The 22,922-nt window shown below is 72.2% G+C and carries 20 protein-coding genes and 1 pseudogene; 14 read left to right on the plus strand and 7 right to left on the minus strand.

Annotation, left to right across the window (positions count from 1 at the left end; genetic code table 11):
* Positions 1-76: 76 nt before the first annotated feature.
* A complete protein-coding gene (locus tag ACFUK0_RS33550) occupies positions 77-316 on the minus strand; it encodes a hypothetical protein (protein WP_380256583.1) in 240 nt (79 codons plus the stop codon).
* A 123-nt stretch (positions 317-439) separates the two neighbouring features.
* Entirely contained in the window at positions 440-1,492 is a 1,053-nt protein-coding gene (locus tag ACFUK0_RS33555; RefSeq protein WP_380256585.1) for a hypothetical protein, read from the minus strand.
* A gap of 1,449 nt (positions 1,493-2,941) precedes the next feature.
* Between ACFUK0_RS33555 and ACFUK0_RS33560 the strand changes: the two genes are divergently transcribed.
* Positions 2,942-3,721: a class I SAM-dependent methyltransferase gene (locus ACFUK0_RS33560; protein ID WP_380256587.1), complete on the plus strand. Its 780-nt coding sequence runs from the start codon at positions 2,942-2,944 to the stop codon at positions 3,719-3,721.
* 8 nt (positions 3,722-3,729) lie between these two features.
* On the opposite strand, the pseudogene ACFUK0_RS33565 reads toward ACFUK0_RS33560, so the two are convergent.
* Positions 3,730-4,702, minus strand: a pseudogene (locus ACFUK0_RS33565) (helix-turn-helix domain-containing protein).
* A 292-nt stretch (positions 4,703-4,994) separates the two neighbouring features.
* On the opposite strand from ACFUK0_RS33565, the gene ACFUK0_RS33570 reads away from it, so the two are divergent.
* The 4 genes from ACFUK0_RS33570 (at position 4,995) to ACFUK0_RS33585 (ending at position 8,007) form a co-directional block, all read left to right on the plus strand.
* Complete coding sequence (locus tag ACFUK0_RS33570; protein ID WP_380256589.1) at positions 4,995-5,237, plus strand: hypothetical protein; 243 nt, start codon at positions 4,995-4,997, stop codon at positions 5,235-5,237.
* A 601-nt stretch (positions 5,238-5,838) separates the two neighbouring features.
* On the plus strand, positions 5,839-6,384 hold the full coding sequence (locus ACFUK0_RS33575) for a SigE family RNA polymerase sigma factor (RefSeq protein ID WP_380256591.1): 546 nt from the start codon (positions 5,839-5,841) through the stop codon (positions 6,382-6,384).
* 50 nt (positions 6,385-6,434) lie between these two features.
* A complete protein-coding gene (locus tag ACFUK0_RS33580) occupies positions 6,435-7,625 on the plus strand; it encodes an LCP family protein (protein ID WP_380256593.1) in 1,191 nt (396 codons plus the stop codon).
* A gap of 208 nt (positions 7,626-7,833) precedes the next feature.
* Positions 7,834-8,007 (plus strand): hypothetical protein, encoded by a 174-nt coding sequence (locus ACFUK0_RS33585; RefSeq protein ID WP_380256595.1) that lies wholly within the window; start codon positions 7,834-7,836, stop codon positions 8,005-8,007.
* A 35-nt stretch (positions 8,008-8,042) separates the two neighbouring features.
* Here ACFUK0_RS33585 and ACFUK0_RS33590 read toward each other — a convergent pair whose 3' ends face one another.
* Positions 8,043-8,402, minus strand: a complete 360-nt coding sequence (locus ACFUK0_RS33590; protein ID WP_380256597.1) for a hypothetical protein — start codon at positions 8,400-8,402, stop codon at positions 8,043-8,045.
* Positions 8,403-8,548: 146 nt separating this feature from the next.
* Here ACFUK0_RS33590 and ACFUK0_RS33595 point away from each other — a divergent pair, with 146 nt between their 5' ends.
* Positions 8,549-8,734: a hypothetical protein gene (locus tag ACFUK0_RS33595; RefSeq protein ID WP_380256599.1), complete on the plus strand. Its 186-nt coding sequence runs from the start codon at positions 8,549-8,551 to the stop codon at positions 8,732-8,734.
* Between the two features lie 487 nt (positions 8,735-9,221).
* Here the strand turns inward: ACFUK0_RS33595 and ACFUK0_RS33600 are convergent, their stop codons facing one another.
* Complete coding sequence (locus ACFUK0_RS33600) at positions 9,222-10,226, minus strand: ABC transporter permease (RefSeq protein ID WP_380256601.1); 1,005 nt, start codon at positions 10,224-10,226, stop codon at positions 9,222-9,224.
* 86 nt (positions 10,227-10,312) lie between these two features.
* On the opposite strand from ACFUK0_RS33600, the gene ACFUK0_RS33605 reads away from it, so the two are divergent.
* The 3 genes from ACFUK0_RS33605 (at position 10,313) to ACFUK0_RS33615 (ending at position 12,060) form a co-directional block, all read left to right on the plus strand.
* Entirely contained in the window at positions 10,313-10,900 is a 588-nt protein-coding gene (locus ACFUK0_RS33605) for a TetR/AcrR family transcriptional regulator (protein ID WP_380256603.1), read from the plus strand.
* A gap of 50 nt (positions 10,901-10,950) precedes the next feature.
* Positions 10,951-11,247: a hypothetical protein gene (locus tag ACFUK0_RS33610; protein ID WP_380256605.1), complete on the plus strand. Its 297-nt coding sequence runs from the start codon at positions 10,951-10,953 to the stop codon at positions 11,245-11,247.
* 183 nt (positions 11,248-11,430) lie between these two features.
* Positions 11,431-12,060, plus strand: a complete 630-nt coding sequence (locus tag ACFUK0_RS33615; RefSeq protein ID WP_380256607.1) for a DedA family protein — start codon at positions 11,431-11,433, stop codon at positions 12,058-12,060.
* Positions 12,061-12,244: 184 nt separating this feature from the next.
* Here the strand turns inward: ACFUK0_RS33615 and ACFUK0_RS33620 are convergent, their stop codons facing one another.
* A complete protein-coding gene (locus ACFUK0_RS33620; protein WP_380256609.1) occupies positions 12,245-12,481 on the minus strand; it encodes a hypothetical protein in 237 nt (78 codons plus the stop codon).
* Between the two features lie 282 nt (positions 12,482-12,763).
* Here ACFUK0_RS33620 and ACFUK0_RS33625 point away from each other — a divergent pair, with 282 nt between their 5' ends.
* The gene (locus ACFUK0_RS33625) at positions 12,764-15,397 is read left to right on the plus strand and encodes a DUF3223 domain-containing protein (protein WP_380256611.1); all 2,634 of its coding nucleotides are present in this window, start codon (positions 12,764-12,766) and stop codon (positions 15,395-15,397) included.
* Positions 15,398-16,394: 997 nt separating this feature from the next.
* Positions 16,395-16,886 carry an Imm21 family immunity protein gene (locus ACFUK0_RS33630; protein WP_380256613.1) on the plus strand — a complete coding sequence of 164 codons (492 nt, stop codon included), beginning with the start codon at positions 16,395-16,397 and terminating at the stop codon, positions 16,884-16,886.
* A 183-nt stretch (positions 16,887-17,069) separates the two neighbouring features.
* On the opposite strand, the gene ACFUK0_RS33635 is transcribed toward ACFUK0_RS33630, so the two are convergent.
* A complete protein-coding gene (locus ACFUK0_RS33635; RefSeq protein ID WP_380256615.1) occupies positions 17,070-17,252 on the minus strand; it encodes a hypothetical protein in 183 nt (60 codons plus the stop codon).
* Positions 17,253-18,015: 763 nt separating this feature from the next.
* Here ACFUK0_RS33635 and ACFUK0_RS33640 point away from each other — a divergent pair.
* The 3 genes from ACFUK0_RS33640 (at position 18,016) to ACFUK0_RS33650 (ending at position 20,844) form a co-directional block, all read left to right on the plus strand.
* Positions 18,016-18,537, plus strand: coding sequence for a DUF6584 family protein (locus ACFUK0_RS33640; RefSeq protein ID WP_380256617.1), 522 nt, complete (start codon positions 18,016-18,018; stop codon positions 18,535-18,537).
* Positions 18,538-19,200: 663 nt separating this feature from the next.
* Entirely contained in the window at positions 19,201-19,737 is a 537-nt protein-coding gene (locus ACFUK0_RS33645; protein WP_380256619.1) for a hypothetical protein, read from the plus strand.
* An 831-nt stretch (positions 19,738-20,568) separates the two neighbouring features.
* On the plus strand, positions 20,569-20,844 hold the full coding sequence (locus ACFUK0_RS33650) for a hypothetical protein (RefSeq protein WP_380256621.1): 276 nt from the start codon (positions 20,569-20,571) through the stop codon (positions 20,842-20,844).
* Positions 20,845-22,922 lie beyond the last annotated feature (2,078 nt).

Below are 22,922 nucleotides of genomic sequence, written 5' to 3' on the forward strand. Positions count from 1 at the left end.
CCCCGGGAGAAAGCACCCTTCTCCCGGGGCCGCCGTGTGCCGTGGGGCGGCGGGTCAGCGCCCGGATCCAACGAGGTCAGTCGTCTTCGGCCGGCTCGGCAGACGACTGCCCGGCGTGCAGGCGCATCTGCTCGCGCTCCGCCTCCTCGGTAATCTCCAGCCGTCGTGTCCCGGCCTCGATCTCCGCTTTGCGGACCTCAGCTCGGGCGGCGACCGTCGCTTTCGCGACCATGGCCGCCGTCGTCGCCGCGGTGCCCAACCCCGCCGCCAGCTGTGCGGCAGTGACCAGCCCGGCGTTGCCCGTGCCGCCGTCCATACGGACGCTCTCGCCAGAGCCGTCCCGACACCGCGTCGCCGGGCGGCCCGGGCCGCAACGATCGCCGCTGCCCGGCTGCTGCGCGGCTGCTGCGCGGCCAGGCGGGGCCCGGGCGGTCAGCGGTCAGTGGGCCTCTTCGGGTTGGGGCTGGGAGTCCCACAGGTTGACCCTCTCCCGCAGCCGCAGTGGCTTGTCCGCCGGCCCCTTCACTACCGGGGGGATGATGCGGTCCTCGTGGGTGCAGCCGCCCTCCGCGTGCTGGGCGGGGTTCATGCAGTGCGAGCGGCGGTGCGGGCGCACCGGCCACCGGCACGACCACTGCGGGGCGCGGCGCCCGGTGGAGGCGGCGGCGTCCAGTTCGGCGGCCGCGCGGGGCGGGCGGTGCGCGGAGTGGACGTGGACGATGCGCACGGTGCCGGGGCCGGTGATGCCGTCGCGGGCGTCGCGCTTGCGCCCGGCCCGGGGCCGGGGGATCTCCACGGTGTCGGTCAGCCGTGCTGTGCCCTGCTGGGCCATCATCTGCCAGGCGGTGTAGAGGACGTGCATCCACTGGTCGGTGGTGTCGGGGCGCGCCGGGCCGAACGGGGCACCGTCCTCGAAGACGCTCTCGTTGTCCCACGTGATCGGCGCCTGGCCGGGCAGGTGCGCCGAGCTGATCTGCCCGGCCGTCATCACGTGGCCGTCGGCGGTGGTCCCGATGACCGTGGACGGCTCCAGCGCCCCGAACCGGCGGCTGGTGGCGTACCAGGTCACCCACACACCGCTGAAGCCGTCGGGGACAACCCGCCCGCCCTCGGGGAAGCGGGCGAGCCACCGCAGCCGCTGCCCGGCCGGCGCGTCCTCGACCGTGAACAGCGACGGCGACCAGGTGGTCCACGACGCCGCGACGATCGGGATGGTCACCTGCGCGGACACTCCCGCGCGGCGGGCGGGGGTTTCCGCCAGCGCAGCGCCGACGTCCTCGGTGTAGCCGCCGATCGGCTCGGCGAACACGATCAGGCCCGACTCCGCCGGCAGTCGGCGGGAGTCCATCCGCTCCTTCGGCGGCACGCTGGCGGCGGCCAGGGCCAGCGACGTCATGTCCGCGGTCGCGAAGTACAACTCCGCCTCCTGCAGGATCGCCTCCTCCTGCCGCAGCAGGACCTGCGCACCGATCGCCCCCGGCGACGCACCCACCCCCGGGAGGGTGGGGAGCACGCTCGCGCGGCCCGCGTTGCGCCACCGCCATCGTCTCCACCGCAGCGGACTGCCGGCAGGCCGACATCATCAGGGAGCGCCAGTCCGGCAGCTCGGTGGGATCCGGCGGGGACCAGGCAGGGCCGGACAAGTCGGTCGTCATGCCTGCAGACGGTATCGAGCCGGCCCCGCCGCCGTGCCGAGAACAGGCCCGGCGGCCCGGCTTTCGTGACGCCGCAGGGCCTGTCCCAACCCTGTCCCTGGGACATATCCCACCGTTTCCCCAGGCAGAGAGGCCGCACTGCGGGCCGTCGTCACGGATCACGAAAAGGGCCGTCACGATGCCCGGCGCCGTACGCTTGATCATGTGATCCCCGATCAGCAGACACCCGGGCCCGCCCCGCAGTGCGCCGCCTGCGGGAAGAAACTGCGGCCCCCCGGCCGGGGCCGCCCGATGAAGCACTGCGACACGGCCTGCCGATCCGCCGCCTACCGCCGCCGACGCCGCGCGAACACCACTCCGGCACCGGCCACCGGCCCATGGCCCGACGACGCGGTCCTGCCAAAGATCACCGGAACGCCCCGCGAACAGCTCCCCGCCATCGCGGACGAGTTCGTCCAGGACGTCTACCTCTACCTCGGCGCCCTGGAAGACGCGGACACGGACCCCGTCGACGAACTGCTCGCCGGCCTGGAACAGGACTGGCCCACCTACCTGCAACGCCTGCTGGAACAGGCCCGCCTCGCCCGCACCGAACACGCCCAGATCGTCGACGGTGCCGCCGCGAGCCCGCCCCCGGCCACCCACCCGGCACCCCCCACCAACACCCCCCATGGCCGCTCCCCGGCCGCCCAACGCGAGCAGTGGGCCTCCCTCCTCGACGACACCCCCGCCCCGCCCCCGCCCCTGCCCCCGGACCCCACCCACCGCCACGGACCCACCGACACCGAAATCCCCCTGCCCCAGGCCGGCACCTCCACCAGGCTGCGCACCTGGTCCAGTCTCGGGGAGCGGCCTCCCGTCTACCTCGTCCACTCGGAGTGGCCCGACCCGTACGGCTGGGTCGAGTACGGCCTCACCGGCCCCCACTGGTCCGCGATCCTTACCGGCCCCCTCCTGCAAGCACCTCCACCTCACCGACTTCCTCGGCCGACCCCAGCAGCACGCCACCGCCCACCTCGCCGCCCTGGCCGTCCACAAGGGCTTCGTCCGCGGCCACTCCCCGGACTGACCGCCGCACAGCCCGCGAGCGGCCGGCCGGGCTGGTCCTGCCCCTTCCGGCCGGTGTCTAGTGCTGTGACCGGGAACGTGTGCTACGACCGAGAAGGTTCACCGTGTTGGAAAGTGCTGGTCGGCCGTGAAGCTCAAGTGCACGTCGGCACTGCCGAATCAGCCGGCGACTCCACGTCGGGCGACCAGAAGGCCAACACGGCCCGTACTGTGTTTCCATGCCGAATGCACCCCAGGAGCTTCACCTCGATCGCGCGCGGGCCGGGTCATTCGGCTCGGTGGCCGAACAGTATGATCGCTACCGTCCGACGTATCCTGATGACCTGATAGACGACTTGGCCGCCTTGCGGCCGGCGAAGGTTCTCGATGTCGGATGTGGCACTGGCAAGGCAGCCGTGGCTCTCGCGGAACGTGGCCTTCGCGTCCTCGGTGTCGAGTTAGACGAGCGGATGGCTCAGGTCGCTCGCAGCCATGGCGTTGAGGTGCAGGTCGCGGCCTTCGAGACATGGAACGCGGCGGGACACACCTTCGACCTCATCACCTGCGGTGACGCATGGCACTGGATCGACCCCGCACGCGGGGTTGCCAAGGCCGCGGAGACGCTGAACGCAGGCGGGACCATCGCACGATTCTGGACTTCCACGGTACTGAGTGAGGCTGCCAGCGGGGCATTCGAGGCGATCTACCGCAGGCATGCGCCGGAAGTCGCGCAGGTATGGCGGCCGGCGGGAAACGCGCCACGGGTTCATGCTTCCAGCGTCGACCTCTTCGAACGAAGCTCCGCGTTCTCGCCGGTAGAGATGCGGAGCTACCCATGGGAACACTCTTTCGCCGGTGATGAGTGGGTAGGGCTCGCGGCGACCGTCAGCGATCACCAGCGTCTCGGAGCCGAGCGCCTCACCGCCTTGCTGCAGGCGCTCCGGGCGACGATCGACGAGCTTGGTGGCACTGTCCACGCCCACCATGAGACCTACGTTCTACTTGCCCAGCGCGTCTAACAGGAGTGTCAGGCAGGCGTCAGGCCGCGGCTGTCAGGGGGGCGCCCACCCCAGCGCAGGCCCTTCTCGCTGCGGATGCGGGCGCGCTCGCACCGTTGGGCGGCCAGGCTGGCGGGGTGGCGGGCGTTGGCGTTGCGCCAGCGCAGGTAGGAGTGCAGTGCGCGGGTCCGGACCGTGTGGTTCGGGTGGTGGGAGGTGGCGAGCGTGAACTGCCGCAGCGAGCCGAAGTGCGCCTCGATCGGGTCGGCCCAGGATACGTTGGTCCGGGTGAAGCAGAGATGCACGTTGCTGTTCTTCGCCCAGCGGAGAATCTTCCTGCCGTTGTGAGCGGAGAGGTTGTCCAAGATCACGTAGACCGGGGCTCCGTCGGGTCGGGCAGTCCGGATCGAGCGAAGTGCGGCCAGGATGTTCGCGGTGCCCTTGAGGAGCCTGTTCACGCCCCAGAGGGTGTCCTCACCGATCGAGTAGCAGCCGTGGAAGTGGTCACGCCGTTGGTACGGTGGTAGGTCGCCGACAGCCGGTCGGGCGTACCGTGTTCGGCCCAGCAGCTGCCGGCGGTGGGGCGGATGCCGAGCGGGAGGATCTCGTCGAACGCGAACGTGCGGTCGGGGAAGTGCTCCAGGACGTGTTCGATCCGGTCGAGCTTGGCGTCGTAGTCGGGGTCGGTGGACTCCTTCCAGGTCTTCGTGCGCCGGAAGGTGACGCCTCGCCGGACGAGCAGGCAACGCAGGGCCTCGCGGCCGATCCGGCTCACCCGCCCGCGGACCCGGCGCAGGTAGCCGAGGAGTTCGCGTATCGACCAGCGGGTGAAAGGGTGCCCGAGCTTGGCCGGGCGGGTGGTGGCCATCTGGACGACGAAGTCTCGTCGTCAGGACTGAGCAGGCGGGGACGGCCTCCCGCCCACTGAGGGTCCGGGCAAGCCAAGCTGGTCTCGTTGAACCGGTGGATCACACCCCGCACCGTGTCCTTGGGCGACGCAATGTCCTACGCCCAGTCAACCCGACTGCCCCCCACCTCGTCGTCGGCACCCGCGACCGACTGCGACCGGCCTCGGCCTGCCCGGCCTTGCTGCGCCAGAGCTGGCTGCGTCATCCCGCTGACGGTGGCTTGCCGGATGCCGGGGCGGCGCGTGTGTGGTGGGTGGTGAGGGGGTGTCGCTGAGGTGTTGTACGGCGGTGAGGATCTGGGGTGCGGTCGTGTTCGTGCCTGTGGGGTGGAGGACGAGGGGGCTGCCGTAGCGCTTGGTGAGGGCTTGCGCTCGTGCGTGCGGGCGGTGGAGGGGTATGCCGGCGGGCAGGGCGGGCAGGGCGGGCAGGGCGGGCAGGGCGGGCAGGGCGGGCAGGGCGGGCAGGGCGGGCAGGGCGGGCAGGGCGGGCAGGGCGGGCAGGCCTGGGACGGGCCCCGTCGACCCGGCGTGCGCTCCGGGACGGTGGAGATCTTCTGGGCGTATCGCCTGCGGACGGAACCGGAGGCGCTGTGGCGGCAGATGGGCGGCAGTCCCGTTGCCAACCGGTGAGCGGGTTCGATCGAGCTGCGCGGTGATCAGCGGCCGAGCGCCAGGCCGTTCCCGGATGTCGGCAAGACGATGACGCCGCCACCTTCGCGGTCCTCGCGGCGGCGTACCGTCGCACAACAACTGCCCGGAGCCGCTGGAACGCCGGTGACGGTGTCGCCGGCCGGGCTCGACGCCGCGGCTCCCGGGTACGGCCGGGCCCGGCCCTGGCGCCGGGGCCGGCGCGGCGGGACGGTCCTGCGGCCCGGAGTGAAGTCCCACCAGTTCGAGGGGAAGGCCCAGGGCCCGGGCAGGCTTCAACGACGGCTGCGACGCTCTGACATGACGAACACCCTGCCCGCTCCAAGCCGTCCCACGCCCGGCTGTGCCCCCGACACGCTGCCGCCCGCCCCCGGGAGTGGCGGCTGCGCCCCTGGTGGCTTTCGTCCCGGGGACGGGTTCCGGTATGTCCGGGGCAAGGCGGAGCGGGTCCGCTTCGCCTTGTCGGCGAGCAGCTGAATGTCCACCGTCGGGCGGTCGACCGTCACGGTCCGTCGAAATTTTGGTGTGAAACATTCGGGTGCCCTCGTGTCGTCATAGGGCGGATAACGCGAGGGAAGGGGAGATGACAGTGGGCACAGCTCGACAGCGGGCGGCCTCGGAGGAGGAGTTCGTCGCGTTCGCGACGGCCCGCGGTGGGCAGCTCTACCGGTCGGCGTACTTCCTCACCGGGGGCGACGCGCACCTGGCCGAGGACCTGGTGCAGGACACGCTGGGCCAGATGTACACGCAGTGGCACCGGCTGCAGCGGCCGAGCTGGGCCGGGCGGATCGACAACCCGGCCGGCTACGCCCGGACGGTGCTGGTCCGGGCCTACCTGACGCACCAGCGCAGGCGCAGCAATACCGAGCGGCCCAGCCGGGTGCTGCCGGAGGTGCCGGCGCCCGAGCAGGACGCGGCGCTTCGGCTGGCGCTGGTCGACGCGCTGGCGCAGCTTGCGCCGCGCGACCGGGCGGTGGTGGTGCTCCGTTACTGGGAGGACCGGAGCGTGGAGGAGACCGCGGCGATTGTGAAGGACAGCTCGGCGGCGGTGCGGACCAGGTGCACCCGGGCGCTGGCCCGGCTGCGGTCCCTCCTGGGGGCCGAGCTGGCGGAGCTGGTGGCGCGGTGAGCGGGCGGGACGAGTCGGTGGACGGGGTCTTCGGTGAGCGGAGTGGCGAAGTGAGCGGTGGGGACGAAGTGAGCGGTGGGGACGAAGAGTTCGAGGTCCGGTTGAGTGCGGCGTTCGGACGGGCTGCTGACGGCCTCGGGGGGGCCGCGGCCGCCCGGCTGGTCGATGGCGGTCTGGAGGCCGGGCGGCGGCGCAGGCTGCGGCGGCGGCGGACGGTCATGCTGGCCGGCGCGTTGACCCTGGTGGTGGCTGCGGGGGCGAGCGCGCTGACCCTGCCGTCCGGGCTGCCGGGCCGGGCCTCCGGTGCGCTGGCCTCCTCGACGGGCGCCCCGGCGCCGCTCGACCGGGGGGTGACCATCCTGCTGATCGGTCTGGACGCCACCACCGACGCCCAGGGCCGGCCGGTGCCCGCGGAGCTGCGCCGCCAGGAGCTGCACGCCGGGGCGGACGACACGGACGTCGCGGACACCCTGGTGCTGGTGCACATCCCGGCCGGCGGAGGGACGGTGCGGCAGCTGTCGATTCCCCGGGACGTGCTGGTCGACGCGGCCGGTGGCGGTGCCAAGGTGGCGATCAGGCAGGTGTACGCGCGGGCCGAGGCGGTGGAGATGACACGCCTTCAGGGGCAGGGGGTTGCTGGAGCCGATCTGCGATGGCGTGCCCGGGAGGCCGGCCGCGCCGCGCTGATCCGGTCCGTGCAGGAGCTGGCGGGTGTGCCGGTGGACCACTTCGCGGAGGTCACGATGACCGGGTTCTACCGGGCCGCGCAAGCCGTCGGCACCGTGCCGGTCTGTCTGAACCGTGCGGTGGACGACGAGTTCAGCGGAGTGAGCCTGCCCGCCGGCCGGTCCGAGCTCGGCCCCGCGCAGGCGCTGGCGTTCGTACGGCAGCGCCACGGCGTGGGTGACGGGTCGGACCTGCAGCGCACGCGCCGGGCGCAGGCGTTCCTCGCCGGGATGCTGCAGACGTTGCGTGCCGGCGGGGTGCTGGCGGACGCCGGCAGGCTGGGGGCGCTGTACGACGCGCTGAAGGAGGACCTGGTGGTCGACAAGGGGTGGAGCCCGGTCGACTTCGTCCGCCAGGTGCCCGCCTTCGCGCAGGGGCGGGCGGCGGCCTCGGAGCTGCCGGTGCAGCCCAACGGTGCGGCGCTGGTGGCGGAGCCGGGCAAGGCGAAGGAGATTCTGGCCGGTGGGGGGACGGGTGCGGCACCGGCTGTGGACGGGGTGCCGTGCGTCGACTGAGCGGGCACGCGGGCTGATATCGGGCTGATATCCGGTTCGTCGCCGCGACGACGCCCCCGGCGGATCCGAGGACCGGCACGCCGACCGCCTCTCCGGAGACTGCTGGCGGCCGCCACCACACGGTGACGGCCGCCAGAGCTCTCTCAGGGCCTCGCCGGCGTGGCGCCGGGCAGGCCGGCCCGGTCGGGGACGGCCCGCCCGGCCCACCATGCCCGCGCCCCCGCCGGGCGTCCCGGAAACCGCAGCCGCCGTCGAGCAGCCCGGAGCGCGCCGCCGCGTCCTGATCAGGCTGCGCGGCTCCGTGGCCCTGTTCACCACCCAGGTCCTGGAGCAGGCGCAGGCAGCGCACGACGACGCCCGGGCCACCCTCTCCGCCGCGTGAACGATCCCCTCCCGGGAGCCGACCGACCGACTCGATCACGTGTCCGGCCGGATCGGGCGGTTGCGGGGCCGGCTTTTCAGTGGGGGAGCAGGCCGTCCGGGCAGTGCGCTGCGGTTACCCCGGTCTGGGTGCTCCAGAACGGCCTGGACCGCGGCCCTGGCCGCTCCACTGGCGCTGCTCCTGGCGGCGGCCGCGTGCGTGGTCGCCCTGCGCAGGGCGGTGGCGTCGCTCAGGTGCACGGGTAGGGCAGGGGGGTGGTCCCTCCTCGCGTACTGAGCGGTGTCCTCGTCCAGGATCCGCAGGGCCTCGGTGCGGCCGACCGCTTCCAGCAGCTTGACGGCGGTGCAGACCGCGACGGCGTGGGCCTGGTCCGCGCGCCGGCCGGGGCCTTCCACCGCTGGGGCGGGCCCGGCCCCGCCCGGGGCGACCCGGCGCACCGCCGTCGTGACCTCGAACTCCGACTCCGCCGGCGCCAGTGCCGCGACCGCGTCGGGCCCCGCACGGGCATCGGCGGCTCTCCCAGCTCGGTGAAGAGATCGTCGTGGCCGAGGACCAGCCAGGCCAGCGCACCGTCCAGCACTCCGTCGTCCACCCCGGCGAGGAGCCCTTCCACGGCGGCCCGCTCCCGGGCGAGGTACGCCCGCGTCAGATCCGCCGCCCGCCACATCGCACCGGCCGTCACCCGGTCCCCGGCATCGGTCACAACCGCGTCCTACCCGCCCGGTGACGCCGGCCGCAGGCACTGCGCCCGATTCACCCCCACGAGAGCCGGCCGGCCGGCCTTCTCGGGGCTCCCCGCCTGGTCGGTCGTCGTAGCCTGGTCGGTTGTGGTTGCTGGTTGCTGGTTGCTGGTTGCTGGTTGCTGGTGGCCTCGGGGCACGCGCTGGCTGCGCGGCCCCGGTGCGGGCGGCCGTCCCCGCTGTCGGGCTCCGGGTCCCGGATTTTCCCTTTGACCTCGCGGCGTTTCGGGTACCGGTTCGGGCCTTTGGCAGGCCGATTCTGGTTGCTGGCGGGGGTCTGGTCCGCGATCTGCGTCAGCTCGCCCGGACGTCCCGGTGCGAACGCGTCCGCCGCGACCGTGGCCACTCGCGTGACGGCAGACTTTTCCCGTAACGGGATCCCACCCTTGATCGGCTTTGGGTGCGGTTTCGCGAAGTGTCCGCCGGCCAGGTGGTTTGCCGGGCCCTCAGGACCTTTCGGACCGGCTCTTGGCGTTACGCGGCGGTGAGGCCGGCCGGCCGCGGGGCCTCGGCCGAAGCGGCAGCTGCGGTAGTGGCGGCGCGGTGGCCGGCGCGGCTCTGTCCGATGAAGAACAGCGTCAGGCCGGCGGCCAGCCAGCAGGCCAGCACCGCGATCGGGCGCGCGGCTCCGTGGCCGTGGAAGAAGGAGGTGGAGCGCAGCAGCGTGCCGGTGGCGCCGGGGGGCAGTAGCCGGCCGATGGTGCCCAGTGGGGCGGGCAGCAGTTCGGGGGCGGTGGTGAGGCCGCTCAGCGGGTAGCCCAGCAGCATGATCAGCATGGCGGCGAGTGCCAGGCCGCGGCCGCCGAGTGCGGAGCGGAGGCCGAGTACGGTCCAGGCGGTGGCGGCGATCCCGAGCGCTACTCCGGCGGTGATGAGGGCGTAGTTGCCGGTGACTGAGCCGAACCAGTACTTCTCGATCGCGATGAAGGTGGCGGAGCCGATGCCGGCGAAGGCGAATACGCCCGTCACGCGTTGTGCCGTGCCGGGCGCCATCGCGAGCATGGCGAGGGCGCAGATCCAGCCGCCCAGTACCAGTGGGAGCGCCCCGCCTGCCAGGCCGGCGCCGGAGGGGTCCCGGTCCGGCAACGGCACCACGTCGGTGACCGGGGCCTGGAGGGTGGCGGCCAGGCCGGCCAGTAGCTGGGCGACGGCCGGGCTGGCCGCGCCGGCGGTCAGCACTCGCGCGCCGGTGGGCTCGACGATGATGGCGCCGTAGTCCTGGCGGTGCAGGATGCGGGTCCGCGCGGTGTCCGTGTCGGCGACGGGGTCGATCTGGAAGGCTCCAGGCCGGTTTGCCTGCAGGCGTTGCACCAGCGTGCCGGTGGTGGCCTGCGGGTCGACCACGGCAACGGGGAGGTGATGCGGTCTCAGGTGCTGCATCGGCAGCGCGAAGGCGATCAGCAGGGCCGTCAGCACCCCGGTGAGCAGGGTGACGGCTCGTGCGACCGGGCTCCATCCGGCGGTGGTTCGAGTGCTCACGATTCCTCCGATAAGATACTGACCGTTTCTTCCGGGTGAGCGTAGACTGCTCCAATAAGAAACGCAAAGTATCTTCTGGAGATGGCATGACGGCCCAAGTCACCCGCCGGCGGCGCCGGGGCTCAGAACTGGAACACGCGATCCTCGAAGCCGTACGTGAGGAGCTCGCCGCCGTCGGTTACGCGGGACTCACCATGGACGGCGTCGCGGCCAGGGCGCAGACCAGCAAGCCGGTGCTCTACCGGCGCTGGCCCAGCCGGGCCCAGCTCGTCATGGCGGCCATGCGACGCGACGTCCCGAGCCCCGGGGAACTGCCCGACACAGGCGAACTCCGCTCCGATCTCGTCGCGTTGCTGCGACGGCTGGCACGCCGGTTCGACGACTGGCCCAAGGGCATGATCGCGGGCCTGCTCGCGGAGACCCTGAGCGACCCGGAACTGTCCGTGCTCATCCAGGACCTCTTCACCGGCCCGATGTCGCAACTGGCCGCGGAGGTCCTGGAACGAGCCGCCGCCCGAGGTGAGATCCACGGTGAGCGACTGACTCCGCGCATCCGACGCCTGCCGTTGGACCTGCTGCGCAGCGAGGTCTTCCTCCGTGGCCAGGCGCCCCCGGACCTCTACATCGACCAGGTCGTCGACGAGATCCTGCTCCCCCTGCTGCACGCGATCTGAATCGGCCCCCGGCGGCCGTCCCGCGTTCATCGTCCACGGCGCCCGGCCGCATGCCGGAGCCGATCCTTGTTCTCCTGCAACAGGACGCGCAGCATCCGGACCGGCGCACCAGTGACCACGCCAGCGACCTCTGGTCGAGCCCGTGGGCAGCGGCGGCCGAGGCATTCGTCAACTGCCGGGACGAGGGGCTGCGTCAACACCTCCAAACCGTCTTCCCTCTGGAAGCGGGCCACTACCCGCCCGGACACGGCCGACTCCTGAACCAGACCCGGACCATCGCCGACAACGCGCCCGATCGCTTCGGCAGACTCCTGGCGAACGAGTCCGGCTACGGCATCTCGATCTGACCGGCCCCTCTGACAATGTGTGAAGGACTCTCCACGCATCCTGAGCCCGTAGCGAGCCGTGCGGAGCGGAGCGGCCGTGGGCTGCGAGCGGTGCGCGGGCGGCTACCCGGGTAACGTTCGAGACGTGTCCAATTCTCCGGCGCCAGGGCGCCCGGACCGTCGGACCGCCGGGACGGGGCCGCGATGACCTTGCTGCCGCTGGCCGTCGACCCGACGAGTGGGTCCGCCCTGCTCGCCGGGTTCGGCGCCCTCGCCGTTCTGGTGGTGACCTTCGCCGAGTCGGGCCTGCTGGTGGTCGGCTTCTTCCTCCCCGGCGACACGCTGCTGCTGCCGGCTGGGGTGCTCTGCGCGGCCGGCAACGGCTCCGGGCCGCACCTCTCGCTCTGGCAGGTGATGCTCTGCGCCGCCGTGGGGGCCGTCGTCGGGGCCCAGGTCGGCTTCCTGATCGGGCGCCACGGCGGCCGCACGGCTCTCGCCCGCAGCCGCAGCAAACGCCTGAGATCGGCCGCCGCCCAGGGGGAGGAACTGCTGCGCCGCTACGGCTACCGCAAGGCGATCGTCCTCGGCCGGTTCGTCCCGCTGGTCCGCACGGTGCTCAGCCCGCTGGCGGGCATCCTGGACGTCCCCACCCGGACCTTCACCGTGTGGCAGGTCGTCGCCGGGCTGCTCTGGTCGCAGAGCCTGGTGCTGGCCGGCTACTGGCTGGGCGCCGCCGTGCCGGGCATCGACCACTACCTGTGGCTGCTCGTCGGGGCGGTCGTCGTGCTCTCGATCCTGCCCCTGCTGATCCGCCCGCGACGCGGCTCCCGCTGACGCGGCCCGCCAGGACGCCGGCGCACCCGGCCGCCAGCGACCAACCCGGCGACCGATGCCCCGGCCGGGACGGCGGTCAGCATCTCGGCGACCGCCGGCCTCCCCTCGGCGGCCAGGCGCAGGTCCGCCACCGCCGCGCGCACCCCGGCGGCCGCAGTGCCAGCCAGGGGCGGCAGGTGCTGGTTCAGCGCCAATGCACCTCGACGTGGGCAGCCAGGAACTGCAGTGCCCAGATGACGGCGCTCGCGCCGATGGTGGAGCAGATGCCGATGAGCACCTGCTCGCCCAGCCGACCCCCACCCCGCCGGGACGCCGGCACGACCCCCTCCACCGCCCCTTCAAGGGGTGGCTGCGAACAGCGTTCCGTACGGTCCCGATCGGCTGCGTCGTGCGCCTGACCATGCGGCTCCAACTCGTTCACGCTCTCTCCATATTCGTTCTGGTCGTGGCGATGACCGGGACGGCTTGTCGAGGCCCGGCCGGAGCACCAGCACGCCGCGTTCGACTGCGGTAGCACGAAAGCCCTTTTGCCTGCGGCGGTTTGAGCCCATCACCTAGGCTTCCGTCAGACGCCGGGGTTGCACCAGCTGCAACGGTTGCCAGTTGTCGGCAACACCGGAATGACCCGACGGGGGCCGCAGTGCTGGAGAGGCGGGCCGGGGCACAGCCCGAGCGGCACGAGCCCGAGACCGAGCCGGAGGTCGTGGCCTTCACCGACTTCCTGAACCAACTCTTCGACGTCCTTGGTATCACCCTCATCCGCCTCGCGGCCCGCGTGCGCCGCGACAAGGGCTCGGTCTCCCGCTACCTCAGCGGTCGGCGTATCGCGCCCTCTGCCTTCATCGACCAGCTCCTGAACGAGGTCGCCGACACCACCGGCAACCCTGTCACCGAAAACGTTCGTGACCAGGCCTACCAACTGCGTCTGAAGGCGATCAAGGTACGCAACCCCTCCAAGTACGAGATCGAACAGCTTCGGGAGAGCCTCGGCGCTGCCGAACGCGATCTCAAGCGCGCCGATGTCCGCGAGCGCGTCCTGCTGGAAGCAGTGAAGGCCGCCGAAGTCCAGACCCGCCAGGCCGAACAGCGCTACCGTCAGTTGGAGAGCGACTGGGCCACTACCCGCTACACCTCCGGCTCCGCAGCACTCGACATCTACTCCGGCCCCGAGGGAGGGGACGAGCTCCGCGACGAGATCCGCGGCCTCAAGGCCGAACTGGAAGCACTGCGCGCCGAGCTCTCCCGCGCCCAGGCACTCAAGCACGACGCCGAGGAGCAATGTCTGCGTCTGGAGGCACGGCTTCTGGCCGCCGAGGCTGCTCTCAAGGCCCAGAGGGCAAAGGCGGACAGGACCTTCCTCTACGGTGCCGAGCTTGAGTCACCCGGCATGGTGCTTACACGGGAGTTCGGCCGCAAGGTCGGCACCACCCTGGACCTCGACACGACTGCCGGTGAGCTGTGCGACGTCTTCGTCCCCACACTCGCTGACTTCGCCAGCGTCGACCTGCTCGCCGGCTTCATCAACTACCCCGAACTGCCCGATAAGCGCCCGGACGACCAGACAATGCTCCAACGAGTGGGCCGAGGCGCCCACGCCACCCGCGGACACTGGGACCATGCCCTGGAACTAGGTGCCCTGTTCGCGATGCCACGCTCCATTCCTCCGGGCCGGGCTCTGCAGGACAACGAACCGGTCCTGGTACCAGTGATCGACGCCGAGACGGCAGCACACTACGCCGCCTCGTTCCCAGGAGGCCCTGACCTGGCGGCGAGCGTGACGGGCCGTTCCATGCTCGTGCTGCCGCTGTCGGTTCGGGGCAGGATCCTTGGGGTGCTCAAGCTGATCCGGCTTCCGGACCGGCCCCCCTTCGACCCCGGCGACGCCCCCTTCCTCCAAGGGCTGGCGGATCGGGCCGCCGTCCTCCTGGACAGCGCGCGGCTGCACCAGGCGGAGACCCGGCTCGCCACCGCCATGCAGCGTTCGATGATCCCCATACACCCGCCACAGATCCCCGGCGTCCAGGTCGCCCACCGCTACCTGCCGGGCGATTCCAAGGCCGAGGTCGGCGGCGACTGGTTCGATGCGATCCAACTGCCCGGCAGCCGAGTCGCCCTGGTCATAGGCGACGTCATGGGCCATGGCCTGCACGCCGCCCAGACCATGGGACGCCTCCGCACAGCAATCCAGGCCTTCGCATCCCTGGACGTACCGCCAGGCCAACTGCTGCGCCACCTCGACAACCTGGCCCACAAACTGGGTGACGACCACCTGGCGACCTGCCTGTACGCGATCTACGACCCGATCAACCGCACCTGCGAACTGGCCAGTGCCGGGCACCTGCCACCGGTGCTCGTGCATCCGGACGGCCGCAGCGAGCTGCTGGAGATTCCGTCAGGCGCGCCGATCGGTGTCGGCGGAGTCCCGTTCGCCGCCAAGAAGATTGACGTCTCGGACGGCTCGACACTGGTGTTGTGCACCGATGGCCTGGTCAGGGGCGACGACGGTGACATAGGCGAGGGCCTGGCCGCGCTGTGCGGCGCCGGCATCGAGGCAAGCCAGACTCCGGACCAAGCCTGCGACACCGTGCTGGCGCGGCTGCATACCGCCGCCTCCACCGACGACGTTGCCCTGCTCGTCGCCCGCCTCGACGGCATTCCCCCCAGCGACATCGCGATCTGGAAACTCGATGCCACGAACAGCGAAGTCCGGCGGGCCCGCGCCCTGGTCCGCGAGCAGCTCTTCACGTGGGACCTGGCCGAGCTCACCGAGACTACAGAACTGCTGGTCAGCGAGCTGGTGACCAACGCCGTGCGGGTTGCCCGGGGCCACGTGCAACTGCAGCTCATCTGGCTGGACAAGTTGTTCGTCGAGGTCAGCGACGATAACCACAACCTGCCCTCGCTGGAGCCCGTCGAATTGCTCGACGAGTACGGCCGAGGCCTGCAGCTGGTCAGCCAGCTCGCCAATCGCTGGGGCACCGCCCGCAAGGCAGTCGGTAAGGTCGTCTGGTTCGAGCTTGTTCCGCGAAGTTTTTGGATCGGTGCCCGCCGGTTCCGCAGCAGGGGCGCTGCCGAGGAGGCCATGCGCGCCCTTCTCGCCAGGTACAGCTTCAACGCTGTGGTGGACCGTGAGGAGGATGACCGGTTGCTGCGAGACCTGCTGGATCTACACCCAGACGCGGAGGAGAAGGTCGGTGCAGGCGTGGACTTCTTCCGGATCGTCCGCACGCCGCGCGGCAACCACAAGGGCCTGTCGGCGGTGCAGGTCGACGGCACCGCAACCGACTTCTCCTACAAGGCCAGCCTCAGGACACCGAGCCCTCGGCAGAGGCAGTGAGGCCCATGCTGGTGGGATGTCCAGCCACAGCTCAACGCCTACCTCGAAGCCCGCTCCGCGGCCGAGATGTCGAGAGTGCCGCTGTCCCTGAGCATGGCCCCGGCACCTGCTGGCGCCCGCCGCCGTCCCGGGGTGGTCCGCTCTCCGCAGCGGGCTGACCTGGACTGACGGCCTGGGGCGGACTACGGGGCGCGTGGTCGGTGTCGGCCCGTCCTGTCCGCCGGCCCGTCCTGGCCGGTCCTTCGCCCGCCCGTCCGCCGTGCGCCGGTTCTGGCCGGTCCTGGGCCCGCTCGGTTGCCCGGGTGCCGGGTCGTCGTCCGGCTGCCCGCCCTGGTCCTCGGGTGCCTGGCTGGCCTTTTGGTGGCTGCTGCGCGCTCCTGCTCTCGGCCGTTCTGCCTTGTCGCTGGGTGATTGCGCGGCAATCACCCAGCTCCTGGTGCGGGTGACCGTCCCGCCGCTGTCCGGCCCTGCGGGTTCCGTCGCATGACCTCACGGCATTTCGAGCGCTTGAATGTCATTTTGGTAGACCAATCTGGACGGGTATACGGGCTCGGTCCGGCTGTCCGGGATACTGCGGGGCGCTCGGGTTTTGGTGACTGCTGGTGGTCGTCGTCCGGCTGGCCGGGGTCCGGGGCGGGGCTTCCGGGGGTCGGGGGCCGTTGGGGCCTCTCCGGGGTGTTCCCGTGAATTGATGGCCCGTCGGATTCACTGCCGGTTTCCGTGTCGGATTTCCTTGTCGATTCGCCAGGGGATTACGGTCGGTTGGGGTTGCCTCGGTGGGTGGTGAATTCATGCGGGGAGTTGGTCTGGGGTTCGCGCGGGGGTTCTGGCGGGGGTGTGGTGCGGGTTCCGGGTGCTTCGGGGTGGACCGCCCGTCGGCCGTCAGGAGCGGCCTGGTCCGTCCGCCGCGCGGTACCACTTGCCGGGCCGGTACCGCGGTGGCGGCCCGGACGAACGGTGCGGTCCGGGTGTGACGTCGTGCTGGCATCATGAGCGGATGATCGCTGCGCTGACCTGGCTCGACCGCACCGACTTCGCGCGCTACGCCCTCCTTCCCGAGCACCTGGTGCCCCGGTGGGCTGGGGAGGAGGTGTACGACGCGTGCGGCGAGTACGCGACGGCCCTGCGCTTCGAGGGCCACGACGTGGTGATCCTCGGCGGCGAGCCGCTGCCGGTGACCTGGATCGCGTACGCCCTGGTCTTCGCCCGCCGGTCGTCCGCCGACGACGATCGTTCGCTGCTCCCCGGTGTCGATACGGCGCTGGCCTCCGGCGCCTGGGAGGACGTGGTCACGGTCGAGCTCGGCGGCCGGTACGTGCTGACCGATGCCGGCTACGACGGCGGGCACATCCGCGGGCTCGACTACGCCGATCCGCCGGAGCTCGTCCGGGTCACGATTCCCGCCGGGCGCTATCTGCTCCAGTCGCTGCTCATCCAGCCCGACCCCGAGTCCGAGTACTACCTGGAACGCCTGCTCCCGCTCGGCTGATCAGCCGTCAGCCGCCACCCGGTACCGCGAGCAGGGATGGCGGGGGCTGCGCCTGACCGTGGTGGTGGGGTGGCCGGCTGCGCCCGCCCCCCGGCCACCCCGGTCCGGCTGCGCGCGCTGCGCCGTGGTCGTCCCGGTGGTGGTCGTGCCGGTTGGGGCGGCTTTGGTGGCGAGCGCCTGCTGCTAGGCCGGTGCCTTGTCCGCGTGCACGCTGTCCGCGTCGAGGTGCAGCTCGTAGACGGTGGTGCAGTCGGCGGCCCGCGTCGCGACCGGCTTCCCGCACCGGCAGGCGCGGTTAAGGCCCTGGTCGCCGGAGGGGCCGTCGCAGCACCCCATGCTCGTGTCCACCAGCATGGTCAGGTCCACTGCGTCTTCGGGGTGCAGGACGATGTTGCCCCGGGGGCCGGCGGACCTCAGGGAGCCACGTATATCGGACTTCCCGCCCGCGCGGCGCTGCGAGGGGCTGTCCTCGTTGTCCGGGTATGGCTCGTAGGGGGCGCCCCAAGGCTCGGTCTCGATTGCGTAGTGCCCCCGGGGGATCGTTGCCGCGGGCCCCCGGGCTCCCGGTCTCGGCCGGTCGTAGGGCTGTGGCTCCGGGACGGCGGGCAGCGGGGTCAGCGCGGACGTCAAAACCTCGCCACAACCGGCGCAGTGGAAGGTCACCATCGGGCATTTGTAGCCGAGCTGCCCCTCTTTGCGCACCCGAATTCGAGTGGCTCGCCCGAGAGTCGAGCAGCGTGTTGGTGGGTGCGGTGCGGTCGCGAAGCCACCCCACGCGGCCGCAGGCGACCGCCTGCGCCGGTGCCCCGCCACTGGCCCGCCCACCACCACCTTGGTACCCGGCAGGCCCCGGGCCCGACGCTGCCTCGGGCGCCCGGTGTTCCTGGCCGCTGCTGTCTCCTCAGGGCCGGCGCCCGGCTGCCGGCCGCCAGGAGCAGCTGGCTGCGCCTGCTCGCCCCGGCTCCCCGGTGCGCCGCGCCTGGCTGTCGTCCTGGCCGTCCTGGTCGTCGTGGTGCTCGTCTCCGGTGCCGGGCCCGGCCGGGTCCGGGTGTGGGTGGTTTGGGGGTTCTTGGTCCTGGGGTTGATTAACCCCTTTGACCTGGGGTTCTGTGTCCGCCACGATGCACCGATGTCAGTTGAGAGCACTCTCCTGAAGGTTGATGCGGACCTTCGGGGCGGCCGGATACCCGTTGCCCGCCAGCGCCTGCGGGGCCTGGCGTCCTCGTACCCGGCCGACCTCACGGTCAGGCGGCGGCTGGCCGAGGTCTACCGCCTGTACGGCGAGCCGGTCGAGGCCGGCCGCTGGGCCTACCTCGAGGAGCACCGGGACCTGGAGGAGACAGCGGCCTTCGAGGCCCGCTACCCCGATCCGCGTGTGCGGATGGGGGCGGTGCGCTGGTATGGCTCCGAGCGGCTGGTGGAGGCGGAGACCGCCCGCGCCCGGCTGGCCGGGCTGCGGGAGGCGGCCTCGGCCCACGCGGGCCGCCCGGTCTACTGGCACACCATCGGGGAGCTGGCCCCATCCGGTGACCAGGAGGCGTCCTTGGGCGACTCCGACTGGCTGTTCATCACGGTGTTCGCCCTCGTCGTCCTCGCGGTCCTGGGCTTCGCGGTCCTTGGTGTCATCACGATGGTCCGTTGGCTGCTCTGACGATGACGCCTGGTGGTCGCTGCTGGCCGCCCGCCGGGTCTGCTGCCGGGCCGGGGCCGCCGTTGTCCTGTCGCGTGTCCTGTCACGCCTGGGGTGCTGTCGCGCCGGTGACGGGCGGGGGAGGGCCGTTCCCCCCGTGCCGGGCTGGTCCGCGACAGCCGCGACAGGGGCCCGCGGTGCCCCTCGGGCAGCCGGGCTGCTCCCCGCCCGTCGTCCCCGTCCCCGGTCCTGTGCTCCGGCTCCTCGACCCCCGGCCGCTGTGGCCGTGCCCGGGTGGAGGCCGCCGGTGCGGCTGCGCCCGCCCGCCCGCCGGCCGTGCCCGGTGGAGCCTGTCCGTGCGGCTGCGCCTGGTCGTCGTCGTGGGTGTGGTGGGCGGTTTCTTCCGGGGTTGGGACGGGGGTGTCCCAGCTCTGTCCTAGCTCTGTCCTGGCTCTGTCCTGGCTCTGTCCCAGCACGCCCGGTTTGCCCGGTTTTGCTGGGACGGTCCCAGGTCGTTTGCCCAGGTGGGAGTGTTTTCGGCCAGAGGCTGGGACAGGCTGGGACGTGCCTTCGCGTCTGACCCGTCTCATCGAAGTTTGACGGATCGAACTTGATCTCATCGAAGTTTGATCACCCGCGCTGACCAGCGGAAGGCTGTCTGTCCTCGTTCGTAGGATCAGCGCCATGCCTGATGCCTTCACCGTCTTGTGGACCCATGACACGTGCCGTGCCCTGCGCAAGGTGGGTCGCGTGGGCGAACGGCCGCCGGTCGCCTACAGCGGCGTCCATACCTCCCGGCCTGCCTGGTCGGGAGCCCGGGCGGGGGACGAGGTGTACGCGTTGCACGTCAACCGGCACGAGCTGTTCGTGGTCAGCCAGATGCGGGTGACCGACATGGAGCGGCAGGACTGCTGCGGCGCGGCTCCCGCGACGTGGCAAGACTCAGGGTTTCCCGGGCACGGCGACTGGTCGATGCTCGGTGCCGACGACTGCGGAGCCACGGCGGTGCACGTGGACGCGACACCAGTGCGCTTCGATGTGCCAGTGCCCGGCGAACTCCTGGAGCGGCTCACCTGGCAAAACCGCCGCGGCCAGACCCGCGTCCTGAAGCACGTGGTGGACGGCCGCCTCGAACGTTCAATCAGCCTCCAGGGGTTCTACCGCCTGACCTCCGAGTCGGCCGACGAGCTGGCGGAACTGGTCGGCAACACCACCACGTGATGCCGCCCGACGAGCGGGCAGCCCGAGCGGTCAAACTTCGGTGAGACCCGTCAAAGTTCGTTGAGACGGGACAGCGTCGGCCCGCTCGCCGCTGGCGGCCTGTCGGCCCGGAGGGGCCTGTCCGTGTGCTGGCGGTCCGTCGCCGGGCCCGCTTCGCCCACCTCGCCTGCTGCTGCTCCTGGCTGCCGTGTCCGGCTGCGCCCGGTTGCTCCTGGTGGCCGGCGGGGCCTGTCGGTGTGCTGCCGGGACGTTGCCGGGCCGGGCCGGGCGGGGCCTGCTGCTGTTCCTGGCCGCCGTTCCGGCCACCGGGTGGCCGGCTGCCGGGTGCAGCGACTGCCGCTGCCCGCCGGGGCACCGGTGCCATCGGGAGGGCGGGCGCTGCCGGTGCCCGCCCCGGGGGGCCGCAGGCCACCCCTTGCCGTCCCGCCACGGCCCTGCCACGGTCCCGTCGCCACCGCTCCGGTGCCGCAGGCACCCGGCCCCACTCCGGGTCCGCCACCAACCCGCTGCGGGGCCGCCGCGCCCCGGCCCCGCCCCGCCCACTGGTGCGGCTGCCGGGCCGGCACCCCCCTCGCGGCCGCAGGCCGCCCGCGCTGGAGGCACGGGAGGAGCTGGAGGGCCAGGTGGTGGTGCCCGGCTGCGCCCCGGCCTGCTGCTCCTGGGGGCCGCGGGCCGGCCGCTCCTGGTTGCTGGCGGCCCGTGACTGACGTTGCCGCCCGGTCGGCCTGGGTGCTGCTGCTGGTGCAGTGACGGTGATCGGCGATGATTCCGTCCGTCAGAGTTGTGCGGTCTGGTCTGCTGACCAGCCACCGTGTCCTGTGGGGGTATTTAGTGGCCGACGAGAAGCAGGAAACCGAAATACCGGGAGAGGTTTTGACGCCAGATCTGGGTGATGCCCACTTCGGGCTTCTGTGCACCTGTGCCATGGCGGCTTTTCTCTTCTTTGTCTTCGGGTCAGTCGCTGCAATTTGGTCGGTGGCTGTTTTTGCTTTCGCTTTCGTGCTGATCAGCGTTTTCAACCTCGTTTTCGGGCAGGGTTTCGTGCAGTCTGTCCGGTGTGGCTATCTGGGTGCATTCGGAATTTGGCAGTGGTTTTCAGGTTGGTGAAATGGCCCCTTGTGCTCAGTCTGTGCCATAGAAAATTGCACCGTTCCCAGTCGCCTGTCTACGAGAGAATTCCTGCGGACCTTGACCAGCAATTCGTCAAGCGCCGGTCGCTGGATTCGCCCCCGCCCGCCCGCCCGCCTGAGGACCGCCCGCCCCGCCGCCCGCCCGCCGCCGGCTGTCCCGGTCCGCGTTCCGCCGGCGCTGCCTGCGCCCAGAGTGGACGTCCTGCCTGCCACCGCTTTCCCGGGGGCGTCAGCTGTAGCCTGTGGTGCCGGGTGCACCCGGGCTGGGAGACACCCTCGGGGGTGGGAGACGTCCCGGGGTGGGGTGGCACCCGCCGGGGGTGTGCCGTCGTCCTGGGGGGCCGCAGGCCGCCCGGCCCGGCCCGGTACCACTCCGGGCACCACCCGTACCGGCCGCACGCCGCTGTGCCCCGCCGGGGGGCCGCAGGCCACCGCCCCGCCCCCGTTCTCGGGCCCGCCGCCCCGGGCCGGTGCCGCGGGCCCGGTCCCGCCCGCCCGTGCGCCGGCGGGCCGCCAGGCCCCGCCCCCCGCCCCGCCCACCGGTGCGGCCGTCAGGCCGGCACCCCCGCCGCGGCCGCCAGGCCGCCCGCGGAACAGGTGGGGGCTGTTGGAGAGCCAGGTGGTGGTGCCCGGCTGCGCCCGGATCGGTGGGAGTCCCTGCCCCGGATCGGGGTGGTACTCGTTGCGGTGCTGCGCCCCGGTCCGTGTCCGCTCCCGCCCGCCGATGGTGTGGTGCTGCTCCCGGTGCTGCCCCCATTCAGGCCGGGGGTGGAGTTCCTGACAGCTTTTGCATCTCGACCTCCGAGTTCCTGACAGCTTTTGCATCTCGGTCCCGGAGTGCGTGACACCTTTTGCATCTTCGTCGCGTCGCTGGTCGCAGGGGTGCTCGCGCGGCTCAGGGAGGGGGTGGTGGCGGGGGTGCGGGGGCGGGTTCGGTGCCCGGCCGGGGGTGCTTGCCGGGCCCCGCCGCAGGCCTGCGTCGCACCCGTCCGGTGCTGCGTGCCGTGCTGCGGTCGTGGCTGTCGCCCCGCCCTCGGGAAGGGGCGTGGTGGCTGCTGTCGTGCCCGGGGGTTGGCGCCGTCGGGTGGTACGACTACTTCCTCCACCGCCCGCTGCTGCGCCCCGGGGAGGGCCCGTCGTCGGGCCGCCGTCGTCGGGCCGACGGGGGCGGGCCGACGGGGCGGGGCGGTGGTGTCCGGGGGGTGGTTCGGCGAGCTCCTGGTGCCCGCCGCCTGTGCCGCTGCCCCGCCGCTCTCTCCACCGCCGCCGTCGTCGCCGCCGTCGGGGCCGGGGCCGGGGCCGGCCTTCGCCCGCTGCGCACCGGCACCCGCTCGCTGCCGGTGCGCAGGCCGCTGTCCGCCGGCACCCGCCGCCCGCTGCTCCCCGCCGCGCCCCGGGCCCCGGAGCCCCCGTCGCGCCCTGGCCGCTCCTCCCGCCGCCCTCCGGGCAGCCGCCCCGCCCCCGGCCTCAGGTGCCCGCCCTCCCCTCTTGCTGGCGTTCACGGTCCGCTGCGGAGCCCGCCAGGGCGCCGCCCAGCCCCTGCCCCTGCCTGGTGGCCGCAGGCCGCCCCACGGGCCACCATGGGGGCGCCAGAGCACTCACACCCCGACGCTGCACCCCGGGGCCGATATCGGGCCGATGGCTTTCTACCGGCAATTCGCGGGATATCGTGAACGAAAGGCCAGCCGGATTCCCGTCCCGTCAGGGACGGCCCTTCTACCGGCAATTCGCGCGACATCGTGAACGCCGCCCGGACGCCCCGCCAGGGGTGGCCCCTCTACCGGCAATTCACGCCACATCGTGAACGCTCCCGGCCGCAGGCCGGAACGGGCCTCATGGCGGGCCGCAGGCCCGTGCCGTTTTCGACACTCGCCATCCGCTGAGTTGAGGCCCCGCCAGGGGCCGCCCCGGGCAAGCCAATTCGCCACCGGCGAATTGCCCCCGCCACCCCGCCCACCCCGCCCGGCGCAGCCGGGCCCCGGGGGCGCAGCCCCCGGCAGCAGCCACGCACGGTGACGGCGCAGCCGGCACCCCCCAGCCCTGGCGGGCCTTCAG

This window comes from Kitasatospora sp. NPDC057223 (assembly GCF_042669755.1).
In the GTDB taxonomy this organism is placed as follows: domain Bacteria; phylum Actinomycetota; class Actinomycetes; order Streptomycetales; family Streptomycetaceae; genus Kitasatospora.

Excerpts from the sequence above, each read along its gene's own strand:
- ACFUK0_RS33550 (WP_380256583.1), bottom strand. The coding sequence starts at position 316 with ATGGACGGCGGCACGGGCAACGCCGGGCTGGTCACTGCCGCACAGCTG.
- ACFUK0_RS33560 (WP_380256587.1), top strand. The coding sequence starts at position 2,942 with ATGCCGAATGCACCCCAGGAGCTTCACCTCGATCGCGCGCGGGCCGGG.
- ACFUK0_RS33575 (WP_380256591.1), top strand. The coding sequence starts at position 5,839 with ATGACAGTGGGCACAGCTCGACAGCGGGCGGCCTCGGAGGAGGAGTTC.
- ACFUK0_RS33585 (WP_380256595.1), top strand. The coding sequence starts at position 7,834 with ATGCCCGCGCCCCCGCCGGGCGTCCCGGAAACCGCAGCCGCCGTCGAG.
- ACFUK0_RS33605 (WP_380256603.1), top strand. The coding sequence starts at position 10,313 with ATGACGGCCCAAGTCACCCGCCGGCGGCGCCGGGGCTCAGAACTGGAA.
- ACFUK0_RS33610 (WP_380256605.1), top strand. The coding sequence starts at position 10,951 with ATGCCGGAGCCGATCCTTGTTCTCCTGCAACAGGACGCGCAGCATCCG.
- ACFUK0_RS33615 (WP_380256607.1), top strand. The coding sequence starts at position 11,431 with ATGACCTTGCTGCCGCTGGCCGTCGACCCGACGAGTGGGTCCGCCCTG.
- ACFUK0_RS33630 (WP_380256613.1), top strand. The coding sequence starts at position 16,395 with ATGATCGCTGCGCTGACCTGGCTCGACCGCACCGACTTCGCGCGCTAC.
- ACFUK0_RS33640 (WP_380256617.1), top strand. The coding sequence starts at position 18,016 with ATGTCAGTTGAGAGCACTCTCCTGAAGGTTGATGCGGACCTTCGGGGC.
- ACFUK0_RS33645 (WP_380256619.1), top strand. The coding sequence starts at position 19,201 with ATGCCTGATGCCTTCACCGTCTTGTGGACCCATGACACGTGCCGTGCC.